Origin of the sequence: Pseudomonas frederiksbergensis, assembly GCF_000802155.2 — a bacterium.
Lineage (GTDB): Bacteria > Pseudomonadota > Gammaproteobacteria > Pseudomonadales > Pseudomonadaceae > Aquipseudomonas > Aquipseudomonas frederiksbergensis_A.
In genome coordinates this window covers 466,483-491,596 of record NZ_JQGJ02000001.1, presented here as the reverse complement: position 1 = coordinate 491,596, position 25,114 = coordinate 466,483, and the positions used below count along the sequence as shown (strand labels likewise).

Below are 25,114 nucleotides of genomic sequence, written 5' to 3'. Positions count from 1 at the left end.
GGTGTACTCATTGTGGCGAGGGGAGCTCAGCCTTGGTTTGTGAGGCCATACAGCTCGCAATATTCCTCCCATTCCAACCCCGCCATCTCCGCCACTTCCTTGTGCACTTCCATGCGCTGGGCCTGGTAGTCCTCGGCTGAAGCGGTCGTCAGCAACAGCGTCAGTTCCCAGGCGAACAAGCCCACGCGTTCGGCCTCGGCTTCGAACGCTTCGTGCAAACGCTCGGCGCGGTATTGTGCGGCGGTTTCACCCTTGGCCTGGGCCAGCAGCGGGTTGAGGTTGTCCAGTTCGTGACGCAGTTGGGGGCGTGCGTCGAGAAAAATCTGCAGGGCTCGTTCGTGCTGCTGTTCGGTTGTCGCCATGGTTGCTCCTTGGTCGATAAGCCGACAGGTTGCGCGAATCGATAGCGGTTGTCGCCTGCAAATTTCGGTAAAGCCGCACGGCAACCCGGGGCGTAATGCTACAGTCGGCTTTTTTTCGAAGAGTGAAATGCAATGCGAATGCTGATGGTGGCCGTGGTCTCGACCCTGCTGGCCGGCTGCGCGGGTTCGGCGATGGAGCAGGCCCGGACCCAAGCCCCCTACAAGACCTTGTCCTCGGACAAGCCCCAGCAGAATGTCGCCCAATGCGTGAAGTTCGCCTGGGAAGACGAGGCGGTGTTCGGGGTCGATGCCGGCGCTTACTTGCAGCCCGGCAAGCAAGGTGGCTCGACGGTATACACCCGTTCGGCCGAATCGTTTGTCGATCTGCAAACCAGTGCCACGGGCACGGCGCTGAATTACTACGCCAAGCATGATGATTTTGTCGCCAAGCGCCGGTTGGCGGCGTTGGCGACGTGCCTCTGAGCGCCACGAACCAATGTCGGGGTGAGTTTCAACTTTCGGAATCGAGGCGCTTCTGGAAAAAGAAGCGCTGATGCCCTGGTGGATAGTCATGGATCTGGCCGCATTCGGTGAAGCCATGCCTGCGGTAGAAATCCGGGGCCTGGAAGTCGAACGTATCGAGCCAGATGCCCACGCAATTCTTCTCCCGGGCCAGTTGTTCGGCCATTTGCATCAGTTTCGAGCCCGTGCCCTGGCCGCGCGCTTGTTCAGGCACCACCAGCAATTCGATATAAAGCCAACGGAAAAATACCCGGCCATACAGTCCGCCGACGATTGCATCGTGTTCGTCACGCACCAGCCAGGCGACCAGTTCCGGTGCGCTTCCACCGGCTTGGGCGACGTTGTAGGCGCGCAATGGCGCGACGATGGCTTGGCGTTCTTCATCGGTTGGAGCGTCCGTGCGTTCGATTCGCAGCGTCATCGGCAATGTCCTTGTGCAAGGGATGATCAAGCACGCGAGCCTACAGCAAACAGGCATATTGTTTAAACCGAGCCATACTCCTGTGTGCTTTTGAAGCGATCCCTACCCTCAAGAACAAGAAGAGACCGACTCATGAAGTTCGAATCACTGGCCCGGACCCTCATCGCTACCTCGCTCTCCCTTTACTGTCTGACTGCCCACGCCGCGTCCCAGGCCCCGGTTGCCGCCGAGAACGGCATGGTCGTCACCGCCCAGCACCTGGCAACCCACGTCGGCGTCGATGTGCTCAAGAGCGGTGGCAACGCCGTGGATGCGGCGGTCGCGGTGGGCTATGCCTTGGCGGTGGTTTACCCGGCGGCGGGTAACCTCGGTGGTGGTGGTTTCATGACCTTGCAAATGGCCGATGGCCGCAAGACCTTCCTGGACTTCCGCGAAAAAGCCCCCCTGGCGGCCACCGCCGACATGTACCTGGACAAGGACGGCAACGTCATACCCGAACTCAGCACGCGCGGCCATTTGGCAGTAGGCGTGCCCGGCACCGTGTCCGGCATGGAACTGGCGTTGAAGAAATATGGCAGCAAACCCCGGGCGGAATTGATCGCGCCGGCGATCAAATTCGCCGAAGACGGTTTTGTCCTGGAGCAGGGCGATGTGGAACTGCTGGAAACCGCCACGGATGTCTTCAAGAAGGATGCGCGTGATTCCGGCGCGATCTTCCTTCATAACGGCGAGCCTATGCAGGTCGGCCAGAAACTGGTGCAAAAAGACCTCGCCAAGACGCTGCGGGAAATCTCCGCCAAGGGCGCCGATGGCTTCTATAAAGGCTGGGTGGCCGATGCGCTGGTGACTTCCAGCCAGGCCAACAAAGGCATCATCACCCAGGCGGACCTGGACAAGTACAAGACCCGCGAGCTGGCGCCGGTGGAATGCGATTATCGTGGCTATCACATCATCTCCGCGCCGCCACCCAGTTCTGGCGGCGTAGTGCTGTGCCAGATCATGAACATCCTCGACGGCTACCCGATGAAAGACCTGGGTTTCCATTCGGCCCAGGGCATGCACTACCAGATCGAAGCCATGCGTCACGCCTATGTCGACCGCAACAGCTACCTGGGCGACCCGGACTTCGTGCAGAACCCCATCGACCATTTGCTGGACAAGAACTACGCGGCAAAGCTGCGCGCCGCGATCGAGCCGCAAAAAGCCGGCGACTCGCAAAAGATCAAACCCGGCGTGGCGCCCCATGAGGGCAGCAACACCACGCATTATTCGATCGTCGACCAATGGGGCAACGCCGTTTCCGTCACCTACACCCTCAACGACTGGTTCGGCGCCGGCGTGATGGCGAGCAAGACCGGGGTGATCCTCAATGATGAAATGGATGACTTCACCGCCAAGGTCGGCGTGCCCAACATGTATGGCCTGGTGCAGGGCGAAGCCAACGCCATCGCGCCGGGCAAGGCGCCGCTCTCATCCATGAGCCCGACCATCGTCACCAAGGACGGCAAGACCGTCATGGTGGTCGGCACGCCGGGCGGCAGCCGCATCATCACGGCGACCTTGCTGACCATCCTCAATGTGATCGACTACGGCATGAACCTGCAGGAAGCCGTCGATGCGCCGCGCTTCCATCAACAGTGGATGCCGGAAGAGACCAACCTGGAGACCTTCGCCGCCAGCCCCGATACCCTGAAGTTGCTGGAGAGCTGGGGCCATAAGTTTGCCGGCCCACAGGACCCGAACCACATTGCCGCGATCCTGGTGGGCGCGCCGTCATTGGGCGGCAAGCCGGTGGGCAAGAACCGCTTCTACGGCGCTAACGATCCACGCCGCAACACCGGGTTGTCGTTGGGCTACTGACCATTCGAAGAGGCGAATATGATCACCGCATTGCTGATCATCGATGTCCAGGAGGGGCTGTGTGCCGGGGAGGAGGAATGCTTCGACAGCCAACGCCTGGTCCAGACCATCAACGACCTCAGCGCCAGGGCCCGGGCTGTCGGGTTGCCGGTGATCCTTATCCAGCATGAAGAGCTGGACGGCTCGCTGGCACATGGCAGCGCCGCCTGGCAGTTGGCCGACGGCTTGCTCACCGGAGTGGATGACTTACGCGTGCGCAAGACCACCCCGGACGCGTTCTACCAGACCGGCCTGCTGGCGCTGCTGCAAGCCCGGAGCATCGATCGCGTGGTGATCTGCGGGCTGCAAACGGACTATTGCATCAACGCGACCGTGCGCCAGGCCCATGCCCTGGGGTACGAAGTGGTCCTGGCCGCCGACGCCCACTCGACGGTAAACAACGGTAGCCTGTCGGCCGAGCAGATCATTGCCAATCACAACCATCGACTCGGGCGGCTGAGCAGTGCGGTGTCGCGGATCGATGTGACGCCAGCGGCCAAGATCCGCCTGTAGCCGATGCGCAAGGACTAACCCGTGGCGAGGGAGCTTGCTCGCGCTTGAGTGCGTAGCGCTCACAAAGTTTTTGGGGGCGGCTGCGCCCGAAGCGTCGAACCGTCCCAGCGGGAGCACGCTACCTCGACATTAAAGGTCATCTTTCATGGACCGTGACATCACCACGGCGGCGCACGCATTGGCGGCGGGGGACCCGGTGGCCGCGCTCAATCGTGTCGCCTTGCGCAACGATGCGCCGGCCCTCGCGCTTCGCGGCATTGCCATGGCGCAGTTGGGGGACCTGGAGAAAGCCCGGGGCCTGATGCGTCGGGCCGCTTCGGCCTTCGGCCCCAAGGAGCCCATGGCACGGGCGCGGTGTGTCGTGGCCGAGGCTGAAATTGCCCTGGCCTCCCGTGACCTGGCTTGGCCGATGAAGCGCCTCGACGCTGCCCGGGCGGAGCTCGAAACCCAGGGCGACCGGGCGAACGCCGGCCATGCGCGGACCATCGAAATCCGCCGGTTGTTGCTGATTGGCCGGCTCGACGAGGCCGAGCTCAAGCTCATCGAACTGGACCTTGCCGGGTTGCCTTTGGCGTCCCGGGCGGCCTGCGAGTTGGTGGCCGCCGGGATTGCCATGCGGCGACTGCAAGCGCAAATCGCCCGGGGAGCCTTGGAAAGAGCCAGGCAAGCCGCGCGGCAAGCAGAGATCGGCGCGTTGGACGGCGAAATCGACAGTGCCTGGCGGATGCTGCTGACGCCCGCAGCGCGGCTGATCGCCCGAGGCGAAGAGCGTTTGCTGGTGCTCGAAGACGTGCAAGCCCTGCTGGCCGGCTCGGCGCTGGTGGTGGACGCCTGCCGATATGGCGTCAGTTGCGCTGGCGTCCAGGTCGCCCTGGCCAGGCGTCCGGTATTGTTTGCCCTGGCCCGCGAACTGGCCCAAGCCTGGCCTGGCGATGCGCCGCGGGACGTGCTCATGGCCCAGGCCTTTGGCTTGCAATTGACGGATGAGTCCCATCGCGCCCGGTTGCGCGTCGAGATGGGGCGGTTGCGGGCCGCGTTGCGTCCAATGGCTGACCTGGTCGCCACCCGGCACGGTTTCAGGTTGGTGCCGCATCATGCGGGCGAGGTTGTGGTCCTGGCGCATGTCGTCGAGGAACCCTACGGGGCGGTGCTGGCGCTGTTGGCGGACGGAGAGGCCTGGTCCAGCTCGGCCCTCGCGCTGGCCTTGGGCACCAGCCAGCGCAGTGTGCAACGAGCCTTGGAAGTCCTCGCGGCTCGCGGCAAGGCGCAGTCGTTCGGTCGTGCAAGGGCCCGCCGCTGGACGGCGCCACCGATGCCTGGATTCGCGACGGTATTGTTACTCACCGCGCTGCCGTTCGATGGTTAGCATGCAATCACACCCACCGATGAGGCGATGTGAGATGAAACGTTCAGAAGCACAGATCCTGCGCGAATATGGTCCGTTCTCGGGCGTCGATTGCGTGCACGGCGTGAGTCATGACGGCGAGCACGTCTGGTTCGCCTCGGGCGAAAAGCTGCACGCCCTCGATCCCGCCAGTGGCCAGACCGTGCATTCCCTTGATGTTCCAGCGAACGCTGGCACCGCGTTCGACGGTCGGCATCTGTTCCAGATTGCCGGCGACAGCATCCGCAAGATCGATCCGCGCACCGGCCAGGTAGTGGCGACGATCCCGGCGCCCAACAGTGGTGACGATTCAGGCCTGGCTTGGGCCGAAGGATCGCTCTGGGTCGGTCAGTACAAGGCGCGCAAGATCCTGCAGATCGATCCCTCCGACGGCAAGGTTCTGCGCACGATCGAATCCAATCGCTTCGTCACGGGCGTGACCTGGGTCGATGGCGAACTGTGGCATGGCACTTGGGAAGAGGATGAAAGCGACCTGCGGCGCATCGATCCGCAAACGGCGCAAGTACTGGAAAGCGTGACGATGCCGCCGGGGATCGGCGTGTCGGGGCTCGAATCCGATGGCGCGGATCGGTTTTTTTGTGGCGGGGGCGGCAGCGGGAAGGTGAGGGCGGTGCGTCGGCCGGTTTGAGGGCAGGCCGAGTTTAGTCTCTGAAATACCGCATTTGTGGCGAGGGGATAAAGCCCCTCGCCACAATAAGCTCCACCTATTGCCTCAAGGCGCGCCAAGCACCATCGTCCAGTAAACCCCCGCGTCACTTCGCGAATCGCTGGCGGACGCGGCGCCCATCTGGGTGAACATCGGGTTCATCAGGTTCGCGCAATGTCCCGGGCTGGCGAGCCAGTCGCCCATGGCCTGGCTCGGCGAGCGTTGTCCGGCGGCGATGTTCTCGCCCAGCTTATGTCCGCGAAAGCCGGCGCTCCTGGCTCGATCGGACGTGGAGCGACCGTCCGGGTCGCGATGGGCGAAATAATTGCCACGGGCCATGGCCCGGCTATGCCCGAGAGCGGCTGATCCCAGTGCGGCGTTCCAGCTCAATGGGCGAGCCGCGGCAAAGCGCTGGCGTCCACACATCCGCGGCTTGGCCCTGGCGGCGTTGACCTGCGCCAGCAACGTCTTGTCCGGCGCACCCGCATCGCTCACTCGCATGCCGCCCCCTATGGGTTGTGCCAACACCACGCGCCACTCGTCACCGACCCGATTGATGCCGATATCAGCGTACCGATTGTCCAGCAGCGCCGCGCAATGCTCGTCTGCGAGCATTTCCATCGCTTCGTCGGCGTCCCGTGCATCGGTCAGGCGAATGCTGCGCACCTCGCGGGCTTGGTAGCCAACCTCCTTCAGTGCGTCGCGCAGTCCGCCACGAAAACCGATCGGCAACGCCAGGTTCGAGCGCAGTACCAAAGGTGGCGCGGCGCGCGACTTTCGCCAGTCGCACCGTTGGGACTGGCTGCGGTAATCGTTGATAGCGCTCACCAGTTGCCCTTCACCCCGGGCATGGGCCGGGCTGGCGAGGAGAGAAGACAGGATCGTGAGGCACAGCGAAGCGAAACGGCGAGAGCGAACAGGATGGCGCATGGGACGAACGGCTCGGGAGGAAATTGCCTTGACGCCAGAACGGCGCCGGTCAGCCCTGGATGTGTTTTTCAGGGCTGGGGTAGGACTGCGGGTTTTGGCACTAGTTTCAGAGGTTGAGGACATTAATCCTCAGTTCACACAGCCCCTGTGGCGAGGGGATAAATACCCTTGCCACAATAATATTTGCGCTTGATCACTTTGCGGCTTCAGCCACCGGCGCCTTGACCCGCTCTACCTTGCGCCAGGTCAGCAACACGATGCCGGCCACCACGATCGCGCCGCCGAGGATTTGGCCCGGGTTGAGCATCTGGTCCAGCACCAGCCAGCCGATCAGCAAGGTCGCCAATGGTTCGATGTTCATCACCGGGGCGTTGCGCGGCATATCCAAGCGCGGCACGCACATGAACAAGACGATGAAGCCAGTGCCATAAAGCACCATCAGGGTGGCTAGCGCGAACCAGCCGGTGCTGCTCGCGGGGAAGTCAAGGCCTCCGGGCAGGGCGCCGGTCAGGCCGGCGAGGTTGACGCTGCTGAACACAATGAAAATCGTTAGCAGGCTGCGCACCGAACCGCGCACTTGGGACAACTTGTGGTCGGTGATCCACAAGGCGCATGCGAAGACGCACGCGGCGCAAAAGGCCAGGCCAACCCCCAGCAGCCATTGCGGGCCGACATCCGCCTGGGACGCCAACCGCGTCGGCACTTCCAGCACGAATACCAGGCCCACCAGGATCATGCCCATCAGCGTTGCGGTACGAGCAGTGGGGCGCGGGCCGCCGAGGGCCCAGGTCAACAGGGCCAAGAGGATCGGGAATACGTTGCCCACCAGCAGGGCCAGCGCCACCGGCACCCGCGCCACGGCGGAATACAAGCACAGGCTTTGGGCGCCGATCAGCAGGCCTAACGCCAATTGCCAGCGCCAGGCGCCGGGCGGCAGTCGCAAGCTCTGGCGTTGCCACAACACCATCGCCGCCAATACCAGCAACGTCCCGCCCGAGCGCAGCAGGATCGCCAGCAACACCCCGGCACCGTCATCGAACGCCGCCCGCGCGGCGACATGGTTGCCCGCGAAGGCGCAGCCCATGCAAAGCAGAATGAGCACGGCGATGGGGCGTGGGAAAGGAATGGGAGCATCGGATGCGGCGATGGAGCGGGTCATGGCAGGAATCTCAAAGATGTACCACCGCTGCAGCGAGGCTTCGGTGGTTGATTTAGTAGTTATAGGTTGTCGTACAACATCGGGCTTTGTACCGGATCAAGCCGAGGGAGACAAGCCATTGGTCTGCGCTCGAGCAGTTCTTGGCAGATGTTCGCAGACCCTTGTGGCAAGGGAGCTTGCTCCCGCTCGGCTGCGAAGCAGTCGTCAGCTCCACTAGCCCAATCAATTCCAGACAGGCACACACGCCCCGACGATTTGCTGTACAACAACCTCAACGCTGTGTTGTTTCCGGCACCGATCCCCCCTGAGTTTCCTGCGGAGCAACCCATGCGCCTGGCTGATTTCATTGTCGACAACATCGAACCGATCCTCCAGGCCTGGGAGGACTTCGCCAGGACTATTACGCCGGCTTCCATCGGCATGGATTCGATTGCTCTGCGTGACCATGCCGAGCAGATGCTGCGAACCATCGCCGTCGACCTGCGCACCTCTCAGACAGCTGAGGAGCAGATCGCCAAATCCCAGGGCGAAGCGCCGGCGGCAGAAGCCGAGACGGCGGCAGAGACCCATGCCGTCATTCGTCAGTCCTCCGGTTTCACCGTGGAGCAGATGGTCTCGGAGTACCGCGCGTTGCGCACCAGCGTGCTGATGTTGTGGATGCCCCATGCCCAGTTGGACCAGGCGCAGGCGATGTCGGATGTGATCCGCTTCAACGAGGCCGTCGACCAGGCCTTGGCGGAATCGGTGGTCAGTTACTCAGGCGCTGTCGATGCGGCGCGCAATATCTTCCTGGGGATTCTGGGACATGACCTGCGCAGCCCGTTGGGCGCGATCCTGCTGAGTTCCGAAGTGCTCCTGCGGGCGGGCGATCTGCCCGCCAAGGCCACCAAGATTTCCTCGCGCATCTATACGAGCGTCAAACGGGCCAACAAGATTGTCGGCGACCTGCTGGACTTCACCCGTACCCAGCTGGGCTCAGGCATACCGGTGCAGCGCTTCAACGGCGACCTGGTCGCCGCGTGCGAAGGCATGGTGGAGGAGGCGCGGGCCTATCATCCTGAAAGCAGGATCCTTTTCGAGCCCCACGGTCCGCTCGAAGGGCTGTTCGATCCGGCGCGGATGGAGCAGGTTTTTTCCAACCTGATCGGCAACGCCGTCCAGCATGGCGCAGAGGGCGCGCCAATCACTGTATCGCTTAGCCGTGAAGAGGATGACGCCGTCATCGCGATCAACAACCAGGGCAAGCCCATCTCGAAGGACGCCATCGCGAGCATCTTCAATCCCTTGATCCGCCAACTGCGCAGTGGCGACCAGCAATACGGCCCTACGGCCGGGCTGGGGCTGGGTCTTTACATCGCCTCGGCGATCGTGGCGGCTCACCAGGGGACTATCGAAGTGCACTCGAAGGCGCGCGGAGGTACCACGTTCACCGTTCGAATCCCGCTCCATCCCGAGTGACAGGCGCGGGTGAGAATCCTACTTGTACGATGTCCTATCAGAGAGTAAAACAAACGTCCCCGTCCAATAATAATTAACGGAGACGTACGATGGATGCTTCGCAACCTGCAACCGCCGATCAGGGGCGCCGGATCTTCCTGAAAAAATCCCTGGTGGTCTCGGCCGCCGCCGCGACACTTGGAAACCTGCCCGGGCTGGCCCAGGCCGAACCTCTGAGCCAGCGCTATCCAGACCCCCTGGTCAATATCCTCGACCCCAGCTTCATGGACTTGCGCATCTTCAACGCCAGCGTCGAGAAGCTCGCCAGCGGCTTGCGGTGGGCGGAAGGGCCGGTATGGATCGGCGACGGTCGCTATCTGCTGGTCAGTGACATCCCCAACAACCGCATCGTGCGTTGGGACGAAGTCACCGGTGGCTTGTCGGTGTACCGCGAGAACTCCAATTTCTCCAACGGCATGTGCCGCGATCGCCAGGGGCGGTTGCTGGTCTGCGAAGGCTCGACCACATCGACCGAAGGGCGACGCATTACCCGTACCGAACACAACGGCACGATCACCGTGCTGGCCGACAGTTTCGACGGCAAGCCGTTGAACTCGCCCAACGACATCGTCTGCAAACGGGATGGCTCGATCTGGTTCACCGACCCACCGTTCCAGACCGGCAACAATTATGAAGGCCACAAAGTCACCCCGGCGCAGCCCCACGCGGTGTACCGCATCGACGGCGAGACCGGCAAGCTCAGCCGGGTGATCGACGATCTCGCTGGGCCGAACGGCCTGTGCTTTTCACCGGATGAAAAAATCCTCTACGTGGTCGAAGGCCGGGCCAAGCCCAACCGTCTGGTCTGGGCGATCACCGTCAAGGACGACGGCACCCTGGGCGAGCGCCGCAAGCACATCGAAGGGCTGGACTACGCGGCCATCGACGGGATCAAGTGCGACGAGAGCGGCAACCTCTGGTGCGGTTGGGGCGGGAACGGCGACCCCAAGGCCGACCTGGAAAAACTCGACGGCGTTCGGGTGTTCAACCCCGAGGGCAAGGCCATCGGGCACATCTCGTTGCCGGAGCGTTGTCCCAACGTCTGCTTTGGCGGCAGGGAGGGCAACCGGCTGTTCATGGCCGGTAGCCACTCCTTGTACTCGCTGTTCGTGAATACCCGAGGGGCTACATTCGCCTGACCAAAGAGCAACGTCTCTCAGTGAGTCGAGCACCTGTTTTGTGGCGAGGGAATGAAACCCCTCGCCACGATATTTTCATACAGTCATTGGACAGAGGGCGTCCTGGACGCCCTCGACTTCAGCCCAACTTCACGTTCATGGTGATCTGCGCCGTGAGCATCCAAGGTTCATCGGGAACTACTGGCCCAAGCGGCGTGGCGCTCCATCAGCGCTGAATGAGCGTCATAGCGGGCAGCTCCACAATTCCACGGCCGGTTGCTGTGCGGAGGGCGGCCCCAGCCAATGGGCCATCGGCTCGCAATGGCCGCCATCACACAGCTGGTAATCACCGGCCTGGGGTGTGCGGCCGAGCTTCAACGGTTGCAATGGCGGCAGCGAGCGATGGTAGCGCCAGCTGCCGTGCTCCAATCGTGCGCCTTCGGGAATTTCCATGCCGGCGCCGTTGCCCTTGATCCTGGCTTCACCCAGGATCAAGCCCGTTTCGGTGACCCGATAGTCTTCTTCCCAGCGGACCTTTTCGATGGTGTGGTTCCAGGCCAGCGTAAACTCGCTGAGTTGAAGTTGTGCCCAGACCACGCCGGACAGGCCCAGGCACAAGCCAATCACGCCAAGGCTCGCCCGACGCGCCGCGCACGCCAGAGGTGCTGCCCGATCATCAGCGCACCCAGGACGAAGCCGATCTCATCGGTCAAGGGCAGGGCAACCACCAGCATCGCACCAGCGGCAAAACACATCAGGCGCTCCCAAACCGGCATTTTCTGCTGCAGGTAACCGGTGGACGCCATGCCCCACAGGCCCACCGCCAACAGCGTCTTGACCAACATGTAGGCGGTCATCCAAAGATTGTCGCCCTGGAGCATCAGCGCCGGGTTGTATACCGTCATGAACGGAATGACGAAGCCGGCGAGGGCGATGCGCACCGCCCAGAAGCTGATCTTCAGGCCGCTCTCCCGGGCGATGGGCGCGGCGGCGAAGCAGGCCAGGGCGACCGGCGGGGTCAGGTCGGCGAGGATGCCGAAATAGAACACGAACATGTGCGACACGATCAGCGGCACGCCCAGTTCCAGCAAGGCGGGCGCGGCAATCGAACTGGTGATGATGTAGTTCGGGATGGTCGGGATGCCCATGCCCAGCACCAGGCAGGTGAGCATGGTCAGGAGCAGTGACAGGAACAGGTTGTCCTTGCCGATCGCCAGGATATAGCCGGCGAACGTGGACGCCACGCCCGTCAGCGAAACCACCGCGATGATGGTGCCGACCAAGGCGCAGGCGATCCCCACCGGAACGGCGTGCCGGGCGCCATCGACCAAGGCGTGCAAGCAAATGACCAGGGTTTCCCGGGTGCCTTTCATGAACCAGCACGCCACCACCAGCAGGCCGATCACCGCAAATACGACACCGATACCCAGCCGGAAGAACCCGACGCAAAGAATGCCCAGCGCAACCCAGAATGCGCAGCGCAAGGCATAGTTCGAGACTTTGAGAATGATCGCCGAGCCGAGGATCACAATGGCCGTCAGCGCCAGCCCGACCATGCCGGAGAACAGCGGCGTGCGACCGGAAAACAGCAAGTACACCAGCACCCCAAGGGGGATCAGCAGGAACCAGCTCTCCTTGACCGCAGCCCAGGCACTCGGGCACTGGTCTTTAGGCAGGCCCTTGAGGTCGGATCGCTTGGCTTCCAGGTGAACCATCCAGAACACCGAACCGAAATACAGGCACGCGGGTATCAGCGCGGCCTTGGCGATTTCCACGAACGGCACGTTGATGGTCTCGGCCATGATGAACGCCACCGCGCCCATCACCGGCGGCATGATCTGGCTGCCCATGCTTGACGTCGCTTCCACGCCGCCAGCGAATGCGGCCTTGTAGCCAAAGCGTTTCATCAGCGGAATGGTGAACTGCCCGGTCGTCACCACGTTGGCAATGCCCGAGCCGGTGATGGTGCCCATCAGCGCCGATGACACCACGGACACCTTCGCCGGACCGCCCAGCTTGTGACCGAACAGGCCCATGGCGAAATCGGTGAACAGCTTGATCATGCCGGCCTTTTCCAGGAAGGCGCCGAACAGGATGAACAGGAAGATATAAGTGGCCGAAACGTAGGTCGGCGTGCCGTACAGCCCTTCGGTGCCGAACGACAATTGATTGATGATTTGATCGACGCCGTAGCCGCGATGGGCCAGGTCGCCTGGCAGGTGTTCGCCGAACAGGCCATAGGCCAGGAACAAGCCGCAGATGATCGGCAAGGCGATGCCCATCACACGCCGTGCCGCCTCGAACACCAGCACGATCAGGACGACGCCGATCACCATGTCGGCGGTCGTCAAGTCGCCTGAGCGCTGGATCAGGTCGGCCTCGAACACCCATTGATAGGCCGCCGTCGCCATCCCCGCCAGTCCCAACACCCAGGCCAGGGGCTGCCAGGGCCGTTGCTTGCCATGGGCCGGGTAGCTCAAAAACACCACCCACAGCAAAAAGCCCACATGCACCGCCCGCAGCACGATGCTGGACACGGGTGAGAAGGCCGCCGTGATGATCTGGAATATGGAAAACAGCAACGCCACGTAGAACAGCGTCTTGGGCCAGTCCCGCGGGTCCGTGGCGATGCCGTGCTGGTCTTCACTCATGAAATGCCTGCCTGTTGTCGACGTGCGAAGGTCAAACGCGTTGCTGCAACGGCGACGCGCGCCGTTGCAGTGCCTGGGGCTACAGCGCGCCCACTTCCTTGTAGTAACGCTCGGCACCGGGGTGCAGGGCGATCGGCAGGTTTTTCGCGGCGTTTTTCAGCGAGATGTCCTTGGCCGCCGAGTGGGAGGTGCCCAGGCGGGTGAGGTTGTCGAACAGCAGCTTGGTCATCTGATAGGCCACTTCGTCCGGGACGTCCGCGCGGGTTACCAGGATATTGGTGATGGCGACGGTGGGCACGGCGTCGGCCTGGCCATCGTAGGTGTTGGCGGGAATCATGGCGCTCTGGTAGGCCGGGTTGCCGATCTTTGCCACCACGTCGGTGGGAATCGACACGTAGCTCAACGCCATGGTCGACGCCAGGTCACGAATCGCCGCCATGCCAAGGCCGGAGGATTGCAGGGTGGCGTCCAGTTGCCGGTTCTTGATCAAGTCCACCGACTCGGCGAACGGCAGGTATTGGACCTTCATGTCGCTGTAGCTCAGGCCGGCGGCCTTGAAGATCGCCCGGGCGTTGAGTTCGGTGCCGGATTTCGCCGCGCCGACGGAAACGGTCTTGCCCTTGAGGTCGGCCAGGGTCTTGATCCCCGATTCCTGGCTGGCGACGATCTGGATGTAATTGGGGTAGGCCCCGGCAATCGCCCGCAATTTGGTCAGCGGCGCCTTGAAACCGGCGTCCTCCACGCCGTTTTTCGCATCGGCCACCGAGTCTCCCAGGGCCAGCGCCAGCTCCCCGCGCCCGGCTTGCAGCAGGTTGAGGTTTTCCACCGACGCCTTGGTGGCCTGCACCGATGTCTTGGAATCCTGGATGCCGCTGCTGTAGATCTGTGAAAGCCCGACGCCGATGGGGTAATACACACCGCTGGTGCCGCCGGTCAGGATGTTGATGTACACCGGGGCCGCGTAAGCGGTGGTGGTGACCGCCAACGCTGCAGCGGCGGCCAGGAGGGTGAAGCGCTTGTTGACTCGCATTGGGAACTCTCCGTCTTGTTATGGCTTTATGCAGAGTCTTTCCACTGTAGTCGAAACGGGCTTGATGGCGAATAGGCAGATACCGGTATGTCCGATTAAACAGCGTAGCTGCCTGGCGCGGCGCTACTGCCGCGCACGGTCAGTTCGAACGGCAACCGCACGTGCATCTGCGCGATAGGTTGTTTCTCGATCAGCGCGATGAGCATTTCCACCGATTTGTGGCCAAAGGTTTCGGCCGGTTGGGAAATGGTCGTCAGCGGCGGATCGCAATACGCGGCGAACGGAATATCGTCGAAGCCCACCAGGGAGATGTCCTCGGGCACGCGCAAGCCCATCTGCTTGATGCGCTTGAGTGCGCCGATGGCCATTTCATCGTTCTCGCAGAACAGCGCGGTGGGGCGATCGGCCAAGGCCAGCATCGTCCCGGCACCTTCGTAGCCGGCCTTGAGGGTGAAGTCGCCGTGGCAGACCAGTTCAGGGGCAACGGCGATACCGGCCTTGTGCAGCGCGTCCTGGTAACCGGCCACGCGGTCGAGGGTCAGGGGGCTGCTGCGCGGGCCCTTGATGATGCCGATGCGTCGGTGGCCGAGTCCGATCAAATGCTCGGTCATGGCTCGCGCGGCGCCGCGGTTGTCCAGGCTGATGGTCGGGTAGGGCGCGTCCTTGACCACTTCGCAGGCGTTGACCAGTGGCAGCGCGTCAGTGCCGGGAGGCAGTGAGACAAAGGGATCGCTGGCGCGCAACTGGATCACGCCGTCGGCCTGATGGGCGTATACCAGCCCGGCGAATTCCTGCTCGATGGCTTCGCGGCCCTGGGTGTCGCACAGCAGCAGCCGATAGCCGGCCGCTTGCGCCGCTTGTTGGGCGCCGCTGATGACCCGGGCGAAAAAAGTGTTGGCGATCTTCGGCACGAGAATCACCAGGTTGCCGGTGCGTCGGGAGCGAAACTGCACCGCCATCAGGTTCGGTCGATAACCGGCCTGCTGCACCGCTGCGTTGACTTTGTCCCGGGTCTCGGGCAACACCCGCTCCGGGGATTTCAGCGTTCTGGACACCGTTGCCACCGACACTCCGGCCAGCCGCGCTACTTCACGGATATTGGACAAATTCACCTCGATCTCGCGCCTGGAAACCAGGCATGACGGCGAGCTTACCGCAGGTTCGGCACCTGACAAACGCTCAATGGCATTGCAAGGGGTTTGACACGGGGCAAAACCAAGCCTAGATTCGCGTCATGATGTAACCGGTTACATCATCGGTCCGGACAGAAGAGAATCGCGATGAATCCTGTAGCACCAAAAATAAGAATGGGCTTCGTGGGTGGTGGGGAGGGCGCGTTCATCGGCCAGGCCCATCGCCAGGCCGCGGGTCTGGACGGCGGTTTCGAGCTGGTGTGCGGCGCGTTCAGCCGCGACCCGCACAACAACCGGCAGACCGGCGCGGCGCTGGGGCTGGCCGCCTCGCGTTGTTATCACGATTGGCAACAGATGCTCGATGCCCAGGCGCTGCTGCCGTTGGATCAGCGCATGGAATTGCTGGTGATCGTCACGCCCAATCACCTCCACGCACCGATTGCCAGCCAGGCATTGAAGGCCGGTTTCCACGTGTTCAGCGAGAAGCCCGCCGCGCTGAACCTCAAGGAGCTGTTGGCCCTCAAGGACGTGTTGCAAGGCAGTCGCTGCCTCTACGGCCTGGCCCATACCTACCTGGGTTATCCGATGGTCTGGCAGGCGCGGGAGATGGTGCGCTCGGGCGTGATCGGCCGGGTGCGCAAAGTGTTTGTCGAATACCCCCAAGGCTGGCTGAGCCAGGATGTCGCCGCCCAAGGCAACAAGCAGGCCGAGTGGCGAGACGATCCGGCCCAGTCCGGCTTGGGCGGTTGCATCGGCGACATCGGCACCCACGCGTTTTCCCTGGCGGAGTTCGTCGCGGATCAACCAATCCAGCAGCTCTGCGCCACCCTCGGCACCCATGTTCCGGGGCGGCAGTTGGACGATGACGTCGCAATGTTGTTCAAGATGAAGGACGGCGCCAGCGGCGTGCTGCTCGCCAGCCAGGTTTGCACCGGCGAAGAGAACCCGCTGAAAATCCGTGTCTACGGCGACAAAGGCGCGCTGGAGTGGCGCCAGGAAGAACCCTCGAGCCTGATCCACCGGGCCTTCGACCAACCGCTAAGCATCCTGCGCGCCGGTGTCGGCCAGCCTTGGCTGTGCGAAGCGGCGACCCAGCGCATGCGTTTGCCGGCAGGGCATCCGGAAGGTTATCTGGAGGCCATGGCCAACCTCTACGGCGATTTCGCCCGGGCCATTCGCGCCCGTGGCGAAGGTCCCGATGTGCCTGGCGTACCCGGCATCGAAACCGGCTTGCGCGGCATGGCGTTTATCGAGGCCGCGATCATCAATCATCGGGGCGAGGCAAAGTGGACCACGCTGGAAACCGGAGAGTCGCTGCTGTGAATACCCACGACCAAACTCCGAGTGGCCTGCGCGGGCCGGCGATTTTCCTGGCGCAATTCATGTCCGATGAAGCGCCGTTCGACAGCTTGGCAAACATCGCCCGATGGGCGGCATCGCAAGGCTACAAAGCCATCCAGGTGCCAACCCTGGGCACGCGCTACATCGACCTGGCCCGGGCCGCCGAGAGCCAGGACTATTGCGACGAACTCAAGGCCACTTGCGCAGCGGCAGGCGTCGAGATCAGCGAATTGTCGACGCACCTGCAAGGGCAACTGGTGGCGGTGCACCCGGCGTTCGACGCGCTGTTCGACGACTTCGCCCCCGGCCATCTGCGCGGCCAGCCCCAGGCGCGCACCGAGTGGGCCATCGAACAATTGAAACTGGCCGCCCGCGCCAGCGAACGCTTGGGCCTCAAGGCCCACGCGACGTTCTCCGGTGCGTTGTTGTGGCCGTACATGTACCCGTGGCCGCAGCGTCCATCGGGCCTGGTCGAGCAAGGCTTTGCTGAACTGGCCCGGCGCTGGCGGCCGATCCTCGATTGCTTCGACGCAGCGGGCGTGGACCTGTGCTACGAGATCCACCCTGGCGAAGATCTGCACGACGGTGCCTCGTTCGAGCGCTTCCTGGAAGCGGTCGAGCATCATCCACGGGCAGCGATTCTCTATGACCCCAGCCACCTGTTGCTGCAACAGATGGACTACCTGGGCTTCATCGACCGCTACCACGCGCGCATCCGCATGTTCCACGTCAAGGATGCCGAATTCCGCCCCGACGCCCGCTCCGGTGTCTACGGCGGTTACCAGGGTTGGGTGGATCGCCCCGGCCGGTTCCGTTCCCTGGGCGATGGACAGATCGATTTCAAGGCGATTTTCAGCAAGCTGACCCAATACGGCTTCGACGGCTGGGCGGTGCTGGAATGGGAGTGCTGCCTGAAGGATTCGCAACAGGGTGCGGCCGAAGGCGCGGCGTTTATCCAGCGGCACATGATCACCAGGACCGCCAAGGCGTTCGATGATTTTGCCGGGGTTACGGCGGATGAGGCATCCAACCGGCGGTTGTTGGGGTTGCCTCCAATGCCGATGACGTAACCCCTGTGGCGCGGGAGCAAGCTCCCTCGCCACGAAGAAGCAGGCCACAACAGCAACGAACGACGTGTTTCAACAAAAACAACAACAAGACGGTGACGGTCATGACGACGATGTACGCACGCCTTAGCACGATGATGTTCCTGCAGTTCTTTATCTGGGGTGGCTGGTTCGTCACCCTCGGCACGTTCCTGTCCAGCACCCTGGGCGCCAGCGGCGGGCAGGTCGGCAGGGCCTTCGCGACCCAGTCCTGGGGCGCGATCATCGCGCCGTTCGTGATCGGCCTGATCGCCGATCGCTACTTCAACGCCGAGCGCATCCTGGCGGTGTTGCACCTGGTGGGCGCGGTGCTGCTGTACCAGCTGTATTGGGCGACGGATTTCAGCGGGTTCTATCCCTTTGTGCTGGCATACATGGTGGTCTACATGCCGACGCTGGCCTTGGTCAATTCCGTGGCCTTCCGGCAGATGCGCGACCCGGCGCTGGAATTCTCGCGCATCCGGGTCTGGGGCACCGTCGGTTGGATTGTTGCCGGCGTGGTGATCAGCTTTGTGTTCGCCTGGGATTCGCGCGAGGCAATCTCGGCGGGCGGCCTGCGCAATACTTTCCTGATGGCCGCCGTCGCTTCGCTGGTGCTCGGACTCTACAGCTTCACGCTGCCCGGCACGGCACCGCTCAAGGAGCAGGCGGTTTCCAGCGGCATCAAGCAATCCCTCGGGCTCGATGCGTTGGGGCTGCTCAAGGACCGTAGCTACCTGGTGTTCTTCATCGCCTCGATCCTGATCTGCATCCCCTTGGCGTTTTATTACCAGAACGCCAACCCGTTCCTGGCCGAAACCGGCATGACCAACCCGACGGCGAAAATGGCCATCGGGCAAGTGTCCGAGGTGCTGTTCATGTTGCTGTTGCCGCTGTTCATCCAGCGCTTCGGCATCAAGCTGGCGCTGCTGGTGGGCATGTTGGCGTGGGCGTTGCGCTACGTGCTGTTTGCCTATGGCAACAACGCCGAACTGGCGTTCATGCTGTTCACCGGCATCGCGCTGCATGGCATCTGCTACGACTTCTTTTTTGTCTCGGGGCAGATCTACACCGATGCCAAGGCGCCGAAACACTTGCGCAGTTCGGCCCAAGGGTTGATCACCCTGGCGACCTATGGCGTGGGCATGTTGATCGGGTTCTGGGTGGCGGGGCAGGTGACCGATCACTTTGTCGTGGGGGGCGGGCACGATTGGAAAAGCATCTGGCTGTTCCCGGCCGGTTTCGCGCTGGTGGTGCTCGTGTGTTTCCTGCTGACCTTCAACGGGCGTCAAGCGGTCGTGGCGCCGTCCAAGGCATGAGCGTGGGGAAGGGCGTCAGTCACTTGTGACTGACGCTCAGTTTGGTGTAGGTCACTTTCCCGCCTTCATTGGAATAGCCCTTGTTATCCAGGGTGTAGACGCCGGCCTTGAAATAGAAATCGTAGCCGTGCCAGGACTTGTCCAGCTTGACCTGCTTGCCGTTTTTACCAATCAGCACCGAGAGCTGGCCTTGCTTGTCCATTTGCAGCGTGTACGAGAAGGACTTGTTCAGCGGTACCTTGGGCACGGTGTAGATCACCGGGCTCTTTTTGTCCTTGGGCTTGACCCTATATTCCACGTCAATATTGCCGGTGCCCTTTTCAAAGCGGTACACCAGTTTCAATAACGGCGTCGGCGCATTCTTGGCGTGAATCTGCGCCACGACCACACGACCTTCCGAGGGCACCTGGTTGACCGTCAATTCGCCCTTGAGTGTGTTGATGCCGCTGTTGTAGCGCCAGTTGCGGTGTTTCCCGTCCCTGCTGGTTTCCCGCAGTTCGGAACGCGGATAGTCGCTGTTACCGGTATGGGAGCCGGTGACGGGCGCCCAGAAGATGATCCGCTGGCCGTTATTGTCGAAATACTTGTTGTTCAAACTGGGCATGGCTTTGGTTGCCACCACCTGCGCGGGCGTTTGCACCGGCAGGGTCACGCTCCAGACAGTCACGTCAATCATGATAAAACCCTCCAACGGGACCGGCCGATAGTTGCGGCCGTCAAGACAAGAACTGCCTTCCGTGGCGTAGTCTTCATGCTATCGACGAGGGTCTGTTTCGCTGGAGGCGCACCTGACGAATGGCTCTGCGACGAACCTTTCGATCCCAAAAATGGGGGGAGAGATGTTGTGTCTTTTTGTTGCTGATCGATTAAAGTACGCGCCGCCCGAGAGATGGATCCCGGGCGTTTTCCCATGGAGCATCAAATGAACCACATCAGCAAAGTTGTCGCCTGCGCACTGTTCGGCCTGGTCCTGGCGGGTTGCACCGGCACCCCAATGAAGACCCAGCAATACGACAGCAGCCAATACACCGTCGTTGGTCACAGTGAAGCCAAGGCCACCGGCCTGCTGCTGTTCGGCGTGATCCCGATCCGCCAGAACAACCGTTTCGTGCGCGCCCAGACCGCCGCGATCAAAGCCAAGGGCGGCGACGCCATGATCAACACCCAAGTCCAGGAAAACTGGTTCTGGGCCTGGGTCCTGACCGGCTACACCACCTCGGTGTCCGGTGATGTGGTCAAGCTGAAGAGCGTTCAGTAAGCGCGTTACCTGTGGCGAGGGAGCAAGCTCCCTCGCCACAAGAGCTTGTTCATTACTGATTACTTTCCTCCCACCACCATGTGACTGAACGGCTCCACATACGCCTGCAACGTCACCAGCCCGCCCACCAGAATCGCCAGCACCACCGAGTGGAAAAACACGTAGCGCAGGATCTCTCCTTCGTGGCCGTACCAGCGGGTCGCGGTGGAAGCGACCACGATCGACTGGGCGTCGACCATCTTGCCCATCACCCCACCTGAACTGTTCGCAGCGGCCATCAGCACCGGGCTGATGCCCAATTGCTCCGCCGTCACTCGTTGCAACCCTCCAAAGAGTACGTTGGACGCCGTGTCCGAACCGGTCAGCGCCACGCCGAGCCAGCCCAACAGAGTGCCGAACATCGGGTAGAAGATACCCGTCGCGGCGAACGCCAGGCCCATGGTGGCGTCCAGGCCCGAATAACGCGTGAGGAAACCCAGCGCCAGCATCGCCACGATGGTGATCAGCGAATAGCGCACCACCCACAGCGTTCGAAGATACTGGCGCGCCAGTTGCGGGATGGAATAGCCCATCAACAAGCCCCCTACGATCGCCGCCAGGAAGATGCCGCTGCCGGTGGCGGTGAACCAGTTGAACTTGTAGACCGCTTCCTCGGTTTTGGGCTGGGGCACCACCGGCGGGACTTTTTCGATCTGCTGATGGATCGTGCCGAAGGTCAGCAACGGCGAGAAGATCGGATTTGCCTCGCGCATCGGCTTGCCTTGAGGATCGAGCTTGACCGATTGGGTCTGCGGATCGATGGCCGGGCGGGTGTCGAAAATGTTCTTGAAGCCCTGGGTGCCCCAGGCGAACACGAACACGGTGAGGATGATCCACGGCATCCAGGCGCGCAGCACCGCGGGTCGAGCGTCATTGGAAAACGCGGCGCTGGCCACCGGCGTCTGTTGTTCGCTGGCGTCGATCTTCGAATCATCGTGCCGCCCTGTCAGCGCCGCCGAGGTATGCACCGTGGCGGGCTTCCAGACTTTCAGGAAACCCGCGAGGCAGGCCATCGAAATGAGCGCGGCAATCACATCCACCAGCATCGGTCCGTGGTAGTTCGACACCACGAACTGCGGGATGGCAAAGCTGACACCGGCCACCAGGATCGCGGGCCACACTTCAAGCATCTTGCGCCAGCCGGCGAACGCCCAGATCAGCCAGAACGGCACGATCACCGAGAAGAACGGCAGTTGCCGACCGACCATCATCGACAACTCCATCTCATCCAGCCCGGTGACTTTTGCCAGCGTGATGATCGGCGTGCCCAGGGCGCCAAACGCCACGGGTGCGGTGTTGGCAATCAACGCCAGGCCCGAGGCGGCGAGGGGCGAAAAACCCAGCCCGATCAGGATCGCGCCGGTCACCGCCACCGGCGTGCCGAAACCCGCCGCGCCCTCGAAGAATGCGCCGAAACAGAAGGCGATCAACAGCAACTGCAAGCGGCGGTCATCGGTGATGCGCGCCAGGGAATCCTGCAGGACCTTGAACGAACCGTTCTCGGTGGTCAGCCGGTGCAGGAAGATGATGTTGAGCACGATCCAGCCAATGGGCAGCAGCCCGTTGGCCGCGCCATAAAGCGCCGCTGAACCGGCCATGTCCGCCGGCATGCCGAAAGCGAAAATCGCAATGAGCAACGCCGAGGCCAGGGCATACAGCGCCGCCAGGTGCGCCTTGACATGAAAGAACGCCAGGGACGCCAGCATTACCACCACCGGAACCGCCGCCAGGAACGTCGATAGCACCGCATTACCGAAGGGATCGTAGACTTGTTGCCAGACCATGTTCCACCTCTGCTTTTTATTGTTGGAAGTGCAGGCCCCGGGGGGATTGGCAGAGAAGTATAGGCGGGGATTTGCCAGGCGATTGCCAGCCAAACCCCTGTGGCGAGGGAGCAAGCTCTCTCGCCACAGGGGGAGTTGTGCAACGGCGGCTAGCGCGCTTCGACGTTGTCCAGCGCGCGGTTCGCCAGCATGGCGCCCATTTCGATCAACTGCAGGATGCCCAGGGCAACGTGTCGTCGCGAGCCGTCCAGGTCGAACGCCAGGTCGTTGATCATCGCGTTGGCCGAGGCGAGGGTTTCGCTGAGGTTGGCAAGCAGGGCTTCGGTGTCGACACCGTTGATCACCGTGAAGAGTTGGCTTGGGTCAGGTGTCGGTTTGCAGGATTTGGGCTTGAGGTAGTAATCGAGGGCGCGATCGGCGGCTTTGTCGAATTCTTTCGGGTCGGCTGGATCGGTGTCGGGTGGATTCGGGGTTACTTTGAACATAGATGAAACTCCAGATAAGAATTGGAGCCATCATCCTCGCTACCAAACGAAGGGTGGTGGCCATACGAAGGTTGGTAGACCGGTTACCTGGCAACCCGGCGCGTCCGAGGACGCCCTGCGCATGACCACCATAAGACAGAGGGTGTAGAAGTCCCCTGTATGAGGCTGCACTTGCACCAGAAAGCCGGGCTACCAAACCCGATCGCTGATTTTCAGCGACCGAGCAACAGTAAAGCCCGGCCCCAAGGCGCACAAGCCGGCGGATTCTGGCGTAGTTGTAGGCAACGACGCAAGACGATGTAGCCCGAACCCGAGGGATCCTACAACCGAATAAACAAGGCCCGCTGCTGGAGCTGCAATCTGGGTTATCCCAAAACCCGTGGCGAGGGAGCAAGCTCCCTCACCACAAAAGCAACTCGCATGTCTGAGGCGTGCGGCTCAGCCCTTCGCCGCCATCGCCGTCACTTCCACCCGCATCCCTTCGACCGCCAGGGCCGCCACGCCGACAGCCGCGCGTACAGGCCAAGGCTTGGCGAAGAAGCGCTTGTACACCTCGTTGAACGCCGCGCGATCGGCCATGTCGGTGAGGTAGATGGTCAGGTGCAACACGCGGTCCATGGAGCTGCCGGCACGTTCCAGTGCGGTCTTGAGCGCCTGCAACGTGCACTCGCTCTGCAGCGTGATGTCGCCCAGTTCCAGGCTGCCGTCGGCGCGGGTGGGGATTTGCGTGGAAACCAGCAGGCCGCCGAAGCCGGCGACGTCGGAAGAGATGGAGTCCGTGTCCGGGTCGGGAGTGAACGTGATGTCTTGGTTCGCCATGGAAGTCTCTAGCTCGTCAAAGAAAAAAGGCCAGCCACTTCAAAGCGACTGGCCTGCCAGTTTAGCGCCGATCTTCGAGCTGTCAGCGATTTCCTCTGGCGTGGGCCGCGGTCACCGTCGGCCCTGAACCATGCGCCTGGCGGTCAGCACATGTTCCAGTTGCGGTTCGTCGACAGCCACGTGGGCGGCCATGTGTCGCGCTTGCTCCCAATCCAGATCAGGGCGCAACCATTCGAGGGCATTTTCCCCGGTGAAGGCCAGCAGCCGCTGCTGTTGATTGGCAATGTCGCCATACGTCACCAAGGCCAGTCCGTCACAACCGTTGGGCGTTTCGCTGGCCTGGGCCAGGGCGGCGAGGAAGATGGGCGACGACTGCCGCGAAGTCGTATAGCTCAGGCGCTTGGCCTGGGCGGGCGCGCTGGTGTCCGCGGCTTCTTCATACCAGCCGTCCACTGCCACCAGGACGCGGCCGTCGCGCTTGATCCGGTCAAATACCTTGGAGCGCATTACCAGGTGCAAGGGCAGGTGCGTCAGCGGCGGCATGGTGCCCATCGACCAGACGGGCGACCACCCCCAGCGAACCTTGATGCTCTCCAGATGCCCGCCACGGTTGCGGATGGCACTGACCTGCATGTTCGGCTTGATCACGCTTTGTCGATCATGGAGCGCAGGAGCTGCCGCGGCGTGAAGACTGTCGGCCGACAGGCCTGGGTTGTTGTGGGCGCCGAAGGCATCCCGCTGGGCAAAGAACGCCAGGGAATCCTTGGCAGAGACAGGCTGAACGAAACATTCACACATCGCGAAAACTCCAGGCAGATTTGGACTTTCACCCCGCCGTGAAAGCCGCGAGACCGAGTCATCCTCGGTGGGCTGCGGCGGTGTTATGTAGCTCCGAGCCGGTACGCCAACGCTTGGTTCGAAAATCCTTGTCGTGATCGGATGAGCGGAAATCAAACGGCATTTCATTCAGTTACGCGACCACTCATCGTCTTCGCGGGGAAGAGCCTCGTTCTCCATGCCTGTGCCTGAATACTGGTTGGCACGTGACCTCGTACAGTATTATCCAGCCCGCAATCCGGCAGTCCCAAGCCCCGGAATGGGTTACCCAATGGAATCAGGGAGAGATGGATGTACCTCTATCAAAAATCCGGCCGTTGTATTTTGCTGGCCGGCGCGTTGCTAATGAGCGGTTGCACTTCTTTTTTGCAGGGCAAGCAGTATGTCGTTCCCGGTCCGGATGAACCCTTTGCGACGGTTCGCCTCAAGGCTGGAAGTGGTGCGAGACTGGATGCCATGACGTTCAGTGACAATGGATGCTATGCGGGTTACACCGTCCTGCCCTCTAACGGTGGTTACATCGAATCGCGTGTCGCCGTGAATAAGGAGCTGATCCTCACCTATTGGAAGGTCGCAGGAAACAGCGCTTGTCAGATACCGTTCTCCTTCACGCCACAGAAGGGCGCCACCTATACCTTAATCGAAGATTTCTCGATCAAGCCCAAGGCAGGTATTCTTCCGATCTTTGACCGCGACGAGTATTTCTGCGGCGTAGGCGTGCTCAAGAAAGTTGGCGACCAAGAGAGCGTCGAACCCATTCAGAAGCTGCAAATCAAGACTGGGTTCGCATGCCTGAAGTTCGTTAAATAGGGGAAACGGGGAGAGCCCACGATTATGAGACAGTCCGATGACAGGTGAGCC

At 62.1% G+C, this 25,114-nt stretch carries 25 protein-coding genes; 12 read left to right on the top strand and 13 right to left on the bottom strand.

All coding sequences use genetic code 11. The features are described 5' to 3' along the window. Window positions 1–26: 26 nt before the first annotated feature. The gene (locus JZ00_RS02180; RefSeq protein ID WP_039592911.1) at window positions 27–362 is read right to left on the bottom strand and encodes a DUF6388 family protein; all 336 of its coding nucleotides are present in this window, start codon (window positions 360–362) and stop codon (window positions 27–29) included. Between the two features lie 132 nt (window positions 363–494). Here JZ00_RS02180 and JZ00_RS02175 point away from each other — a divergent pair, with 132 nt between their 5' ends. Beyond that, window positions 495–845 (top strand): hypothetical protein, encoded by a 351-nt coding sequence (locus tag JZ00_RS02175; protein WP_039592912.1) that lies wholly within the window; start codon window positions 495–497, stop codon window positions 843–845. Window positions 846–873: 28 nt separating this feature from the next. Here the strand turns inward: JZ00_RS02175 and JZ00_RS02170 are convergent, their stop codons facing one another. After that, window positions 874–1,305: a GNAT family N-acetyltransferase gene (locus tag JZ00_RS02170; protein ID WP_039592913.1), complete on the bottom strand. Its 432-nt coding sequence runs from the start codon at window positions 1,303–1,305 to the stop codon at window positions 874–876. A gap of 132 nt (window positions 1,306–1,437) precedes the next feature. Between JZ00_RS02170 and ggt the strand changes: the two genes are divergently transcribed. The 4 genes from ggt to JZ00_RS02150 all read left to right on the top strand — a co-directional run bounded on the left by ggt (window position 1,438) and on the right by JZ00_RS02150 (window position 5,750). Next, window positions 1,438–3,165 carry a gamma-glutamyltransferase gene (ggt, locus tag JZ00_RS02165; protein ID WP_039592914.1) on the top strand — a complete coding sequence of 576 codons (1,728 nt, stop codon included), beginning with the start codon at window positions 1,438–1,440 and terminating at the stop codon, window positions 3,163–3,165. Between the two features lie 18 nt (window positions 3,166–3,183). Then, complete coding sequence (locus JZ00_RS02160; RefSeq protein ID WP_039592915.1) at window positions 3,184–3,717, top strand: cysteine hydrolase family protein; 534 nt, start codon at window positions 3,184–3,186, stop codon at window positions 3,715–3,717. A gap of 145 nt (window positions 3,718–3,862) precedes the next feature. Next, window positions 3,863–5,083, top strand: a complete 1,221-nt coding sequence (locus JZ00_RS02155; protein ID WP_039592916.1) for a hypothetical protein — start codon at window positions 3,863–3,865, stop codon at window positions 5,081–5,083. Between the two features lie 34 nt (window positions 5,084–5,117). Further along, window positions 5,118–5,750 (top strand): Vgb family protein, encoded by a 633-nt coding sequence (locus tag JZ00_RS02150; protein ID WP_039592917.1) that lies wholly within the window; start codon window positions 5,118–5,120, stop codon window positions 5,748–5,750. An 84-nt stretch (window positions 5,751–5,834) separates the two neighbouring features. Here JZ00_RS02150 and JZ00_RS02145 read toward each other — a convergent pair whose 3' ends face one another. Both JZ00_RS02145 and JZ00_RS02140 read right to left on the bottom strand, forming a co-directional pair. Beyond that, on the bottom strand, window positions 5,835–6,698 hold the full coding sequence (locus tag JZ00_RS02145) for a CAP domain-containing protein (protein ID WP_039592918.1): 864 nt from the start codon (window positions 6,696–6,698) through the stop codon (window positions 5,835–5,837). Between the two features lie 193 nt (window positions 6,699–6,891). Next, a complete protein-coding gene (locus tag JZ00_RS02140) occupies window positions 6,892–7,857 on the bottom strand; it encodes an EamA family transporter (RefSeq protein WP_039592919.1) in 966 nt (321 codons plus the stop codon). Window positions 7,858–8,184: 327 nt separating this feature from the next. On the opposite strand from JZ00_RS02140, the gene JZ00_RS02135 reads away from it, so the two are divergent. Beyond that, on the top strand, window positions 8,185–9,315 hold the full coding sequence (locus tag JZ00_RS02135) for a sensor histidine kinase (RefSeq protein WP_039592920.1): 1,131 nt from the start codon (window positions 8,185–8,187) through the stop codon (window positions 9,313–9,315). 89 nt (window positions 9,316–9,404) lie between these two features. Continuing rightward, window positions 9,405–10,493 carry an SMP-30/gluconolactonase/LRE family protein gene (locus JZ00_RS02130; protein WP_039592921.1) on the top strand — a complete coding sequence of 363 codons (1,089 nt, stop codon included), beginning with the start codon at window positions 9,405–9,407 and terminating at the stop codon, window positions 10,491–10,493. Between the two features lie 222 nt (window positions 10,494–10,715). On the opposite strand, the gene JZ00_RS02125 is transcribed toward JZ00_RS02130, so the two are convergent. The 4 genes from JZ00_RS02125 to JZ00_RS02110 all read right to left on the bottom strand — a co-directional run bounded on the left by JZ00_RS02125 (window position 10,716) and on the right by JZ00_RS02110 (window position 15,259). Then, window positions 10,716–11,099 carry a DUF1850 domain-containing protein gene (locus tag JZ00_RS02125; protein ID WP_039592922.1) on the bottom strand — a complete coding sequence of 128 codons (384 nt, stop codon included), beginning with the start codon at window positions 11,097–11,099 and terminating at the stop codon, window positions 10,716–10,718. Further along, the gene (locus JZ00_RS02120) at window positions 11,096–13,123 is read right to left on the bottom strand and encodes a TRAP transporter permease (RefSeq protein ID WP_039592923.1); all 2,028 of its coding nucleotides are present in this window, start codon (window positions 13,121–13,123) and stop codon (window positions 11,096–11,098) included. The genes JZ00_RS02125 and JZ00_RS02120 overlap by 4 nt, the downstream gene beginning before the upstream one ends. A gap of 79 nt (window positions 13,124–13,202) precedes the next feature. After that, on the bottom strand, window positions 13,203–14,153 hold the full coding sequence (locus JZ00_RS02115) for a TAXI family TRAP transporter solute-binding subunit (RefSeq protein WP_039592924.1): 951 nt from the start codon (window positions 14,151–14,153) through the stop codon (window positions 13,203–13,205). Window positions 14,154–14,248: 95 nt separating this feature from the next. After that, a complete protein-coding gene (locus JZ00_RS02110) occupies window positions 14,249–15,259 on the bottom strand; it encodes a LacI family DNA-binding transcriptional regulator (RefSeq protein WP_039593041.1) in 1,011 nt (336 codons plus the stop codon). A 174-nt stretch (window positions 15,260–15,433) separates the two neighbouring features. On the opposite strand from JZ00_RS02110, the gene JZ00_RS02105 reads away from it, so the two are divergent. The 3 genes from JZ00_RS02105 (at window position 15,434) to JZ00_RS02095 (ending at window position 19,031) form a co-directional block, all read left to right on the top strand. After that, window positions 15,434–16,609 (top strand): Gfo/Idh/MocA family protein, encoded by a 1,176-nt coding sequence (locus JZ00_RS02105; RefSeq protein WP_039592925.1) that lies wholly within the window; start codon window positions 15,434–15,436, stop codon window positions 16,607–16,609. Beyond that, on the top strand, window positions 16,606–17,697 hold the full coding sequence (locus tag JZ00_RS02100; RefSeq protein WP_039592926.1) for a sugar phosphate isomerase/epimerase family protein: 1,092 nt from the start codon (window positions 16,606–16,608) through the stop codon (window positions 17,695–17,697). The genes JZ00_RS02105 and JZ00_RS02100 overlap by 4 nt, the downstream gene beginning before the upstream one ends. A 101-nt stretch (window positions 17,698–17,798) precedes the next feature. After that, the gene (locus JZ00_RS02095) at window positions 17,799–19,031 is read left to right on the top strand and encodes a nucleoside permease (RefSeq protein WP_039592927.1); all 1,233 of its coding nucleotides are present in this window, start codon (window positions 17,799–17,801) and stop codon (window positions 19,029–19,031) included. A 19-nt stretch (window positions 19,032–19,050) separates the two neighbouring features. Here the strand turns inward: JZ00_RS02095 and JZ00_RS02090 are convergent, their stop codons facing one another. Next, window positions 19,051–19,707: a polysaccharide lyase family 7 protein gene (locus JZ00_RS02090; protein ID WP_039592928.1), complete on the bottom strand. Its 657-nt coding sequence runs from the start codon at window positions 19,705–19,707 to the stop codon at window positions 19,051–19,053. 246 nt (window positions 19,708–19,953) lie between these two features. Between JZ00_RS02090 and JZ00_RS02085 the strand changes: the two genes are divergently transcribed. Continuing rightward, window positions 19,954–20,289, top strand: a complete 336-nt coding sequence (locus JZ00_RS02085; protein WP_039592929.1) for a hypothetical protein — start codon at window positions 19,954–19,956, stop codon at window positions 20,287–20,289. A gap of 59 nt (window positions 20,290–20,348) precedes the next feature. On the opposite strand, the gene JZ00_RS02080 is transcribed toward JZ00_RS02085, so the two are convergent. The 4 genes from JZ00_RS02080 to JZ00_RS02065 form a co-directional block, all read right to left on the bottom strand. Further along, window positions 20,349–22,112 (bottom strand): L-lactate permease, encoded by a 1,764-nt coding sequence (locus JZ00_RS02080; protein ID WP_039592930.1) that lies wholly within the window; start codon window positions 22,110–22,112, stop codon window positions 20,349–20,351. 149 nt (window positions 22,113–22,261) lie between these two features. Further along, window positions 22,262–22,597, bottom strand: coding sequence for a DUF6124 family protein (locus JZ00_RS02075; protein ID WP_039592931.1), 336 nt, complete (start codon window positions 22,595–22,597; stop codon window positions 22,262–22,264). A 438-nt stretch (window positions 22,598–23,035) separates the two neighbouring features. After that, complete coding sequence (locus JZ00_RS02070; RefSeq protein ID WP_039592932.1) at window positions 23,036–23,416, bottom strand: RidA family protein; 381 nt, start codon at window positions 23,414–23,416, stop codon at window positions 23,036–23,038. A 111-nt stretch (window positions 23,417–23,527) separates the two neighbouring features. Continuing rightward, entirely contained in the window at window positions 23,528–24,214 is a 687-nt protein-coding gene (locus JZ00_RS02065; RefSeq protein WP_039592933.1) for an SOS response-associated peptidase family protein, read from the bottom strand. A gap of 330 nt (window positions 24,215–24,544) precedes the next feature. Here JZ00_RS02065 and JZ00_RS02060 point away from each other — a divergent pair, with 330 nt between their 5' ends. Further along, a complete protein-coding gene (locus tag JZ00_RS02060) occupies window positions 24,545–25,063 on the top strand; it encodes a hypothetical protein (protein WP_039592934.1) in 519 nt (172 codons plus the stop codon). Window positions 25,064–25,114 lie beyond the last annotated feature (51 nt).

What these genes read in the sequence shown, in the direction of transcription:
- JZ00_RS02175 (WP_039592912.1), top strand. Translation starts at nt 495, where the DNA reads ATGCGAATGCTGATGGTGGCCGTGGTCTCGACCCTGCTGGCCGGCTGC.
- JZ00_RS02155 (WP_039592916.1), top strand. Translation starts at nt 3,863, where the DNA reads ATGGACCGTGACATCACCACGGCGGCGCACGCATTGGCGGCGGGGGAC.
- JZ00_RS02115 (WP_039592924.1), bottom strand. Translation starts at nt 14,153, where the DNA reads ATGCGAGTCAACAAGCGCTTCACCCTCCTGGCCGCCGCTGCAGCGTTG.
- JZ00_RS02135 (WP_039592920.1), top strand. Translation starts at nt 8,185, where the DNA reads ATGCGCCTGGCTGATTTCATTGTCGACAACATCGAACCGATCCTCCAG.
- JZ00_RS02145 (WP_039592918.1), bottom strand. Translation starts at nt 6,698, where the DNA reads ATGCGCCATCCTGTTCGCTCTCGCCGTTTCGCTTCGCTGTGCCTCACG.
- JZ00_RS02060 (WP_039592934.1), top strand. Translation starts at nt 24,545, where the DNA reads ATGTACCTCTATCAAAAATCCGGCCGTTGTATTTTGCTGGCCGGCGCG.
- JZ00_RS02075 (WP_039592931.1), bottom strand. Translation starts at nt 22,597, where the DNA reads ATGTTCAAAGTAACCCCGAATCCACCCGACACCGATCCAGCCGACCCG.
- JZ00_RS02140 (WP_039592919.1), bottom strand. Translation starts at nt 7,857, where the DNA reads ATGACCCGCTCCATCGCCGCATCCGATGCTCCCATTCCTTTCCCACGC.
- JZ00_RS02090 (WP_039592928.1), bottom strand. Translation starts at nt 19,707, where the DNA reads ATGATTGACGTGACTGTCTGGAGCGTGACCCTGCCGGTGCAAACGCCC.
- JZ00_RS02130 (WP_039592921.1), top strand. Translation starts at nt 9,405, where the DNA reads ATGGATGCTTCGCAACCTGCAACCGCCGATCAGGGGCGCCGGATCTTC.
- JZ00_RS02180 (WP_039592911.1), bottom strand. Translation starts at nt 362, where the DNA reads ATGGCGACAACCGAACAGCAGCACGAACGAGCCCTGCAGATTTTTCTC.
- JZ00_RS02070 (WP_039592932.1), bottom strand. Translation starts at nt 23,416, where the DNA reads ATGGCGAACCAAGACATCACGTTCACTCCCGACCCGGACACGGACTCC.
- JZ00_RS02170 (WP_039592913.1), bottom strand. Translation starts at nt 1,305, where the DNA reads ATGACGCTGCGAATCGAACGCACGGACGCTCCAACCGATGAAGAACGC.
- JZ00_RS02080 (WP_039592930.1), bottom strand. Translation starts at nt 22,112, where the DNA reads ATGGTCTGGCAACAAGTCTACGATCCCTTCGGTAATGCGGTGCTATCG.
- ggt (WP_039592914.1), top strand. Translation starts at nt 1,438, where the DNA reads ATGAAGTTCGAATCACTGGCCCGGACCCTCATCGCTACCTCGCTCTCC.
- JZ00_RS02065 (WP_039592933.1), bottom strand. Translation starts at nt 24,214, where the DNA reads ATGTGTGAATGTTTCGTTCAGCCTGTCTCTGCCAAGGATTCCCTGGCG.
- JZ00_RS02095 (WP_039592927.1), top strand. Translation starts at nt 17,799, where the DNA reads ATGACGACGATGTACGCACGCCTTAGCACGATGATGTTCCTGCAGTTC.
- JZ00_RS02150 (WP_039592917.1), top strand. Translation starts at nt 5,118, where the DNA reads ATGAAACGTTCAGAAGCACAGATCCTGCGCGAATATGGTCCGTTCTCG.
- JZ00_RS02160 (WP_039592915.1), top strand. Translation starts at nt 3,184, where the DNA reads ATGATCACCGCATTGCTGATCATCGATGTCCAGGAGGGGCTGTGTGCC.
- JZ00_RS02120 (WP_039592923.1), bottom strand. Translation starts at nt 13,123, where the DNA reads ATGAGTGAAGACCAGCACGGCATCGCCACGGACCCGCGGGACTGGCCC.
- JZ00_RS02105 (WP_039592925.1), top strand. Translation starts at nt 15,434, where the DNA reads ATGAATCCTGTAGCACCAAAAATAAGAATGGGCTTCGTGGGTGGTGGG.
- JZ00_RS02085 (WP_039592929.1), top strand. Translation starts at nt 19,954, where the DNA reads ATGAACCACATCAGCAAAGTTGTCGCCTGCGCACTGTTCGGCCTGGTC.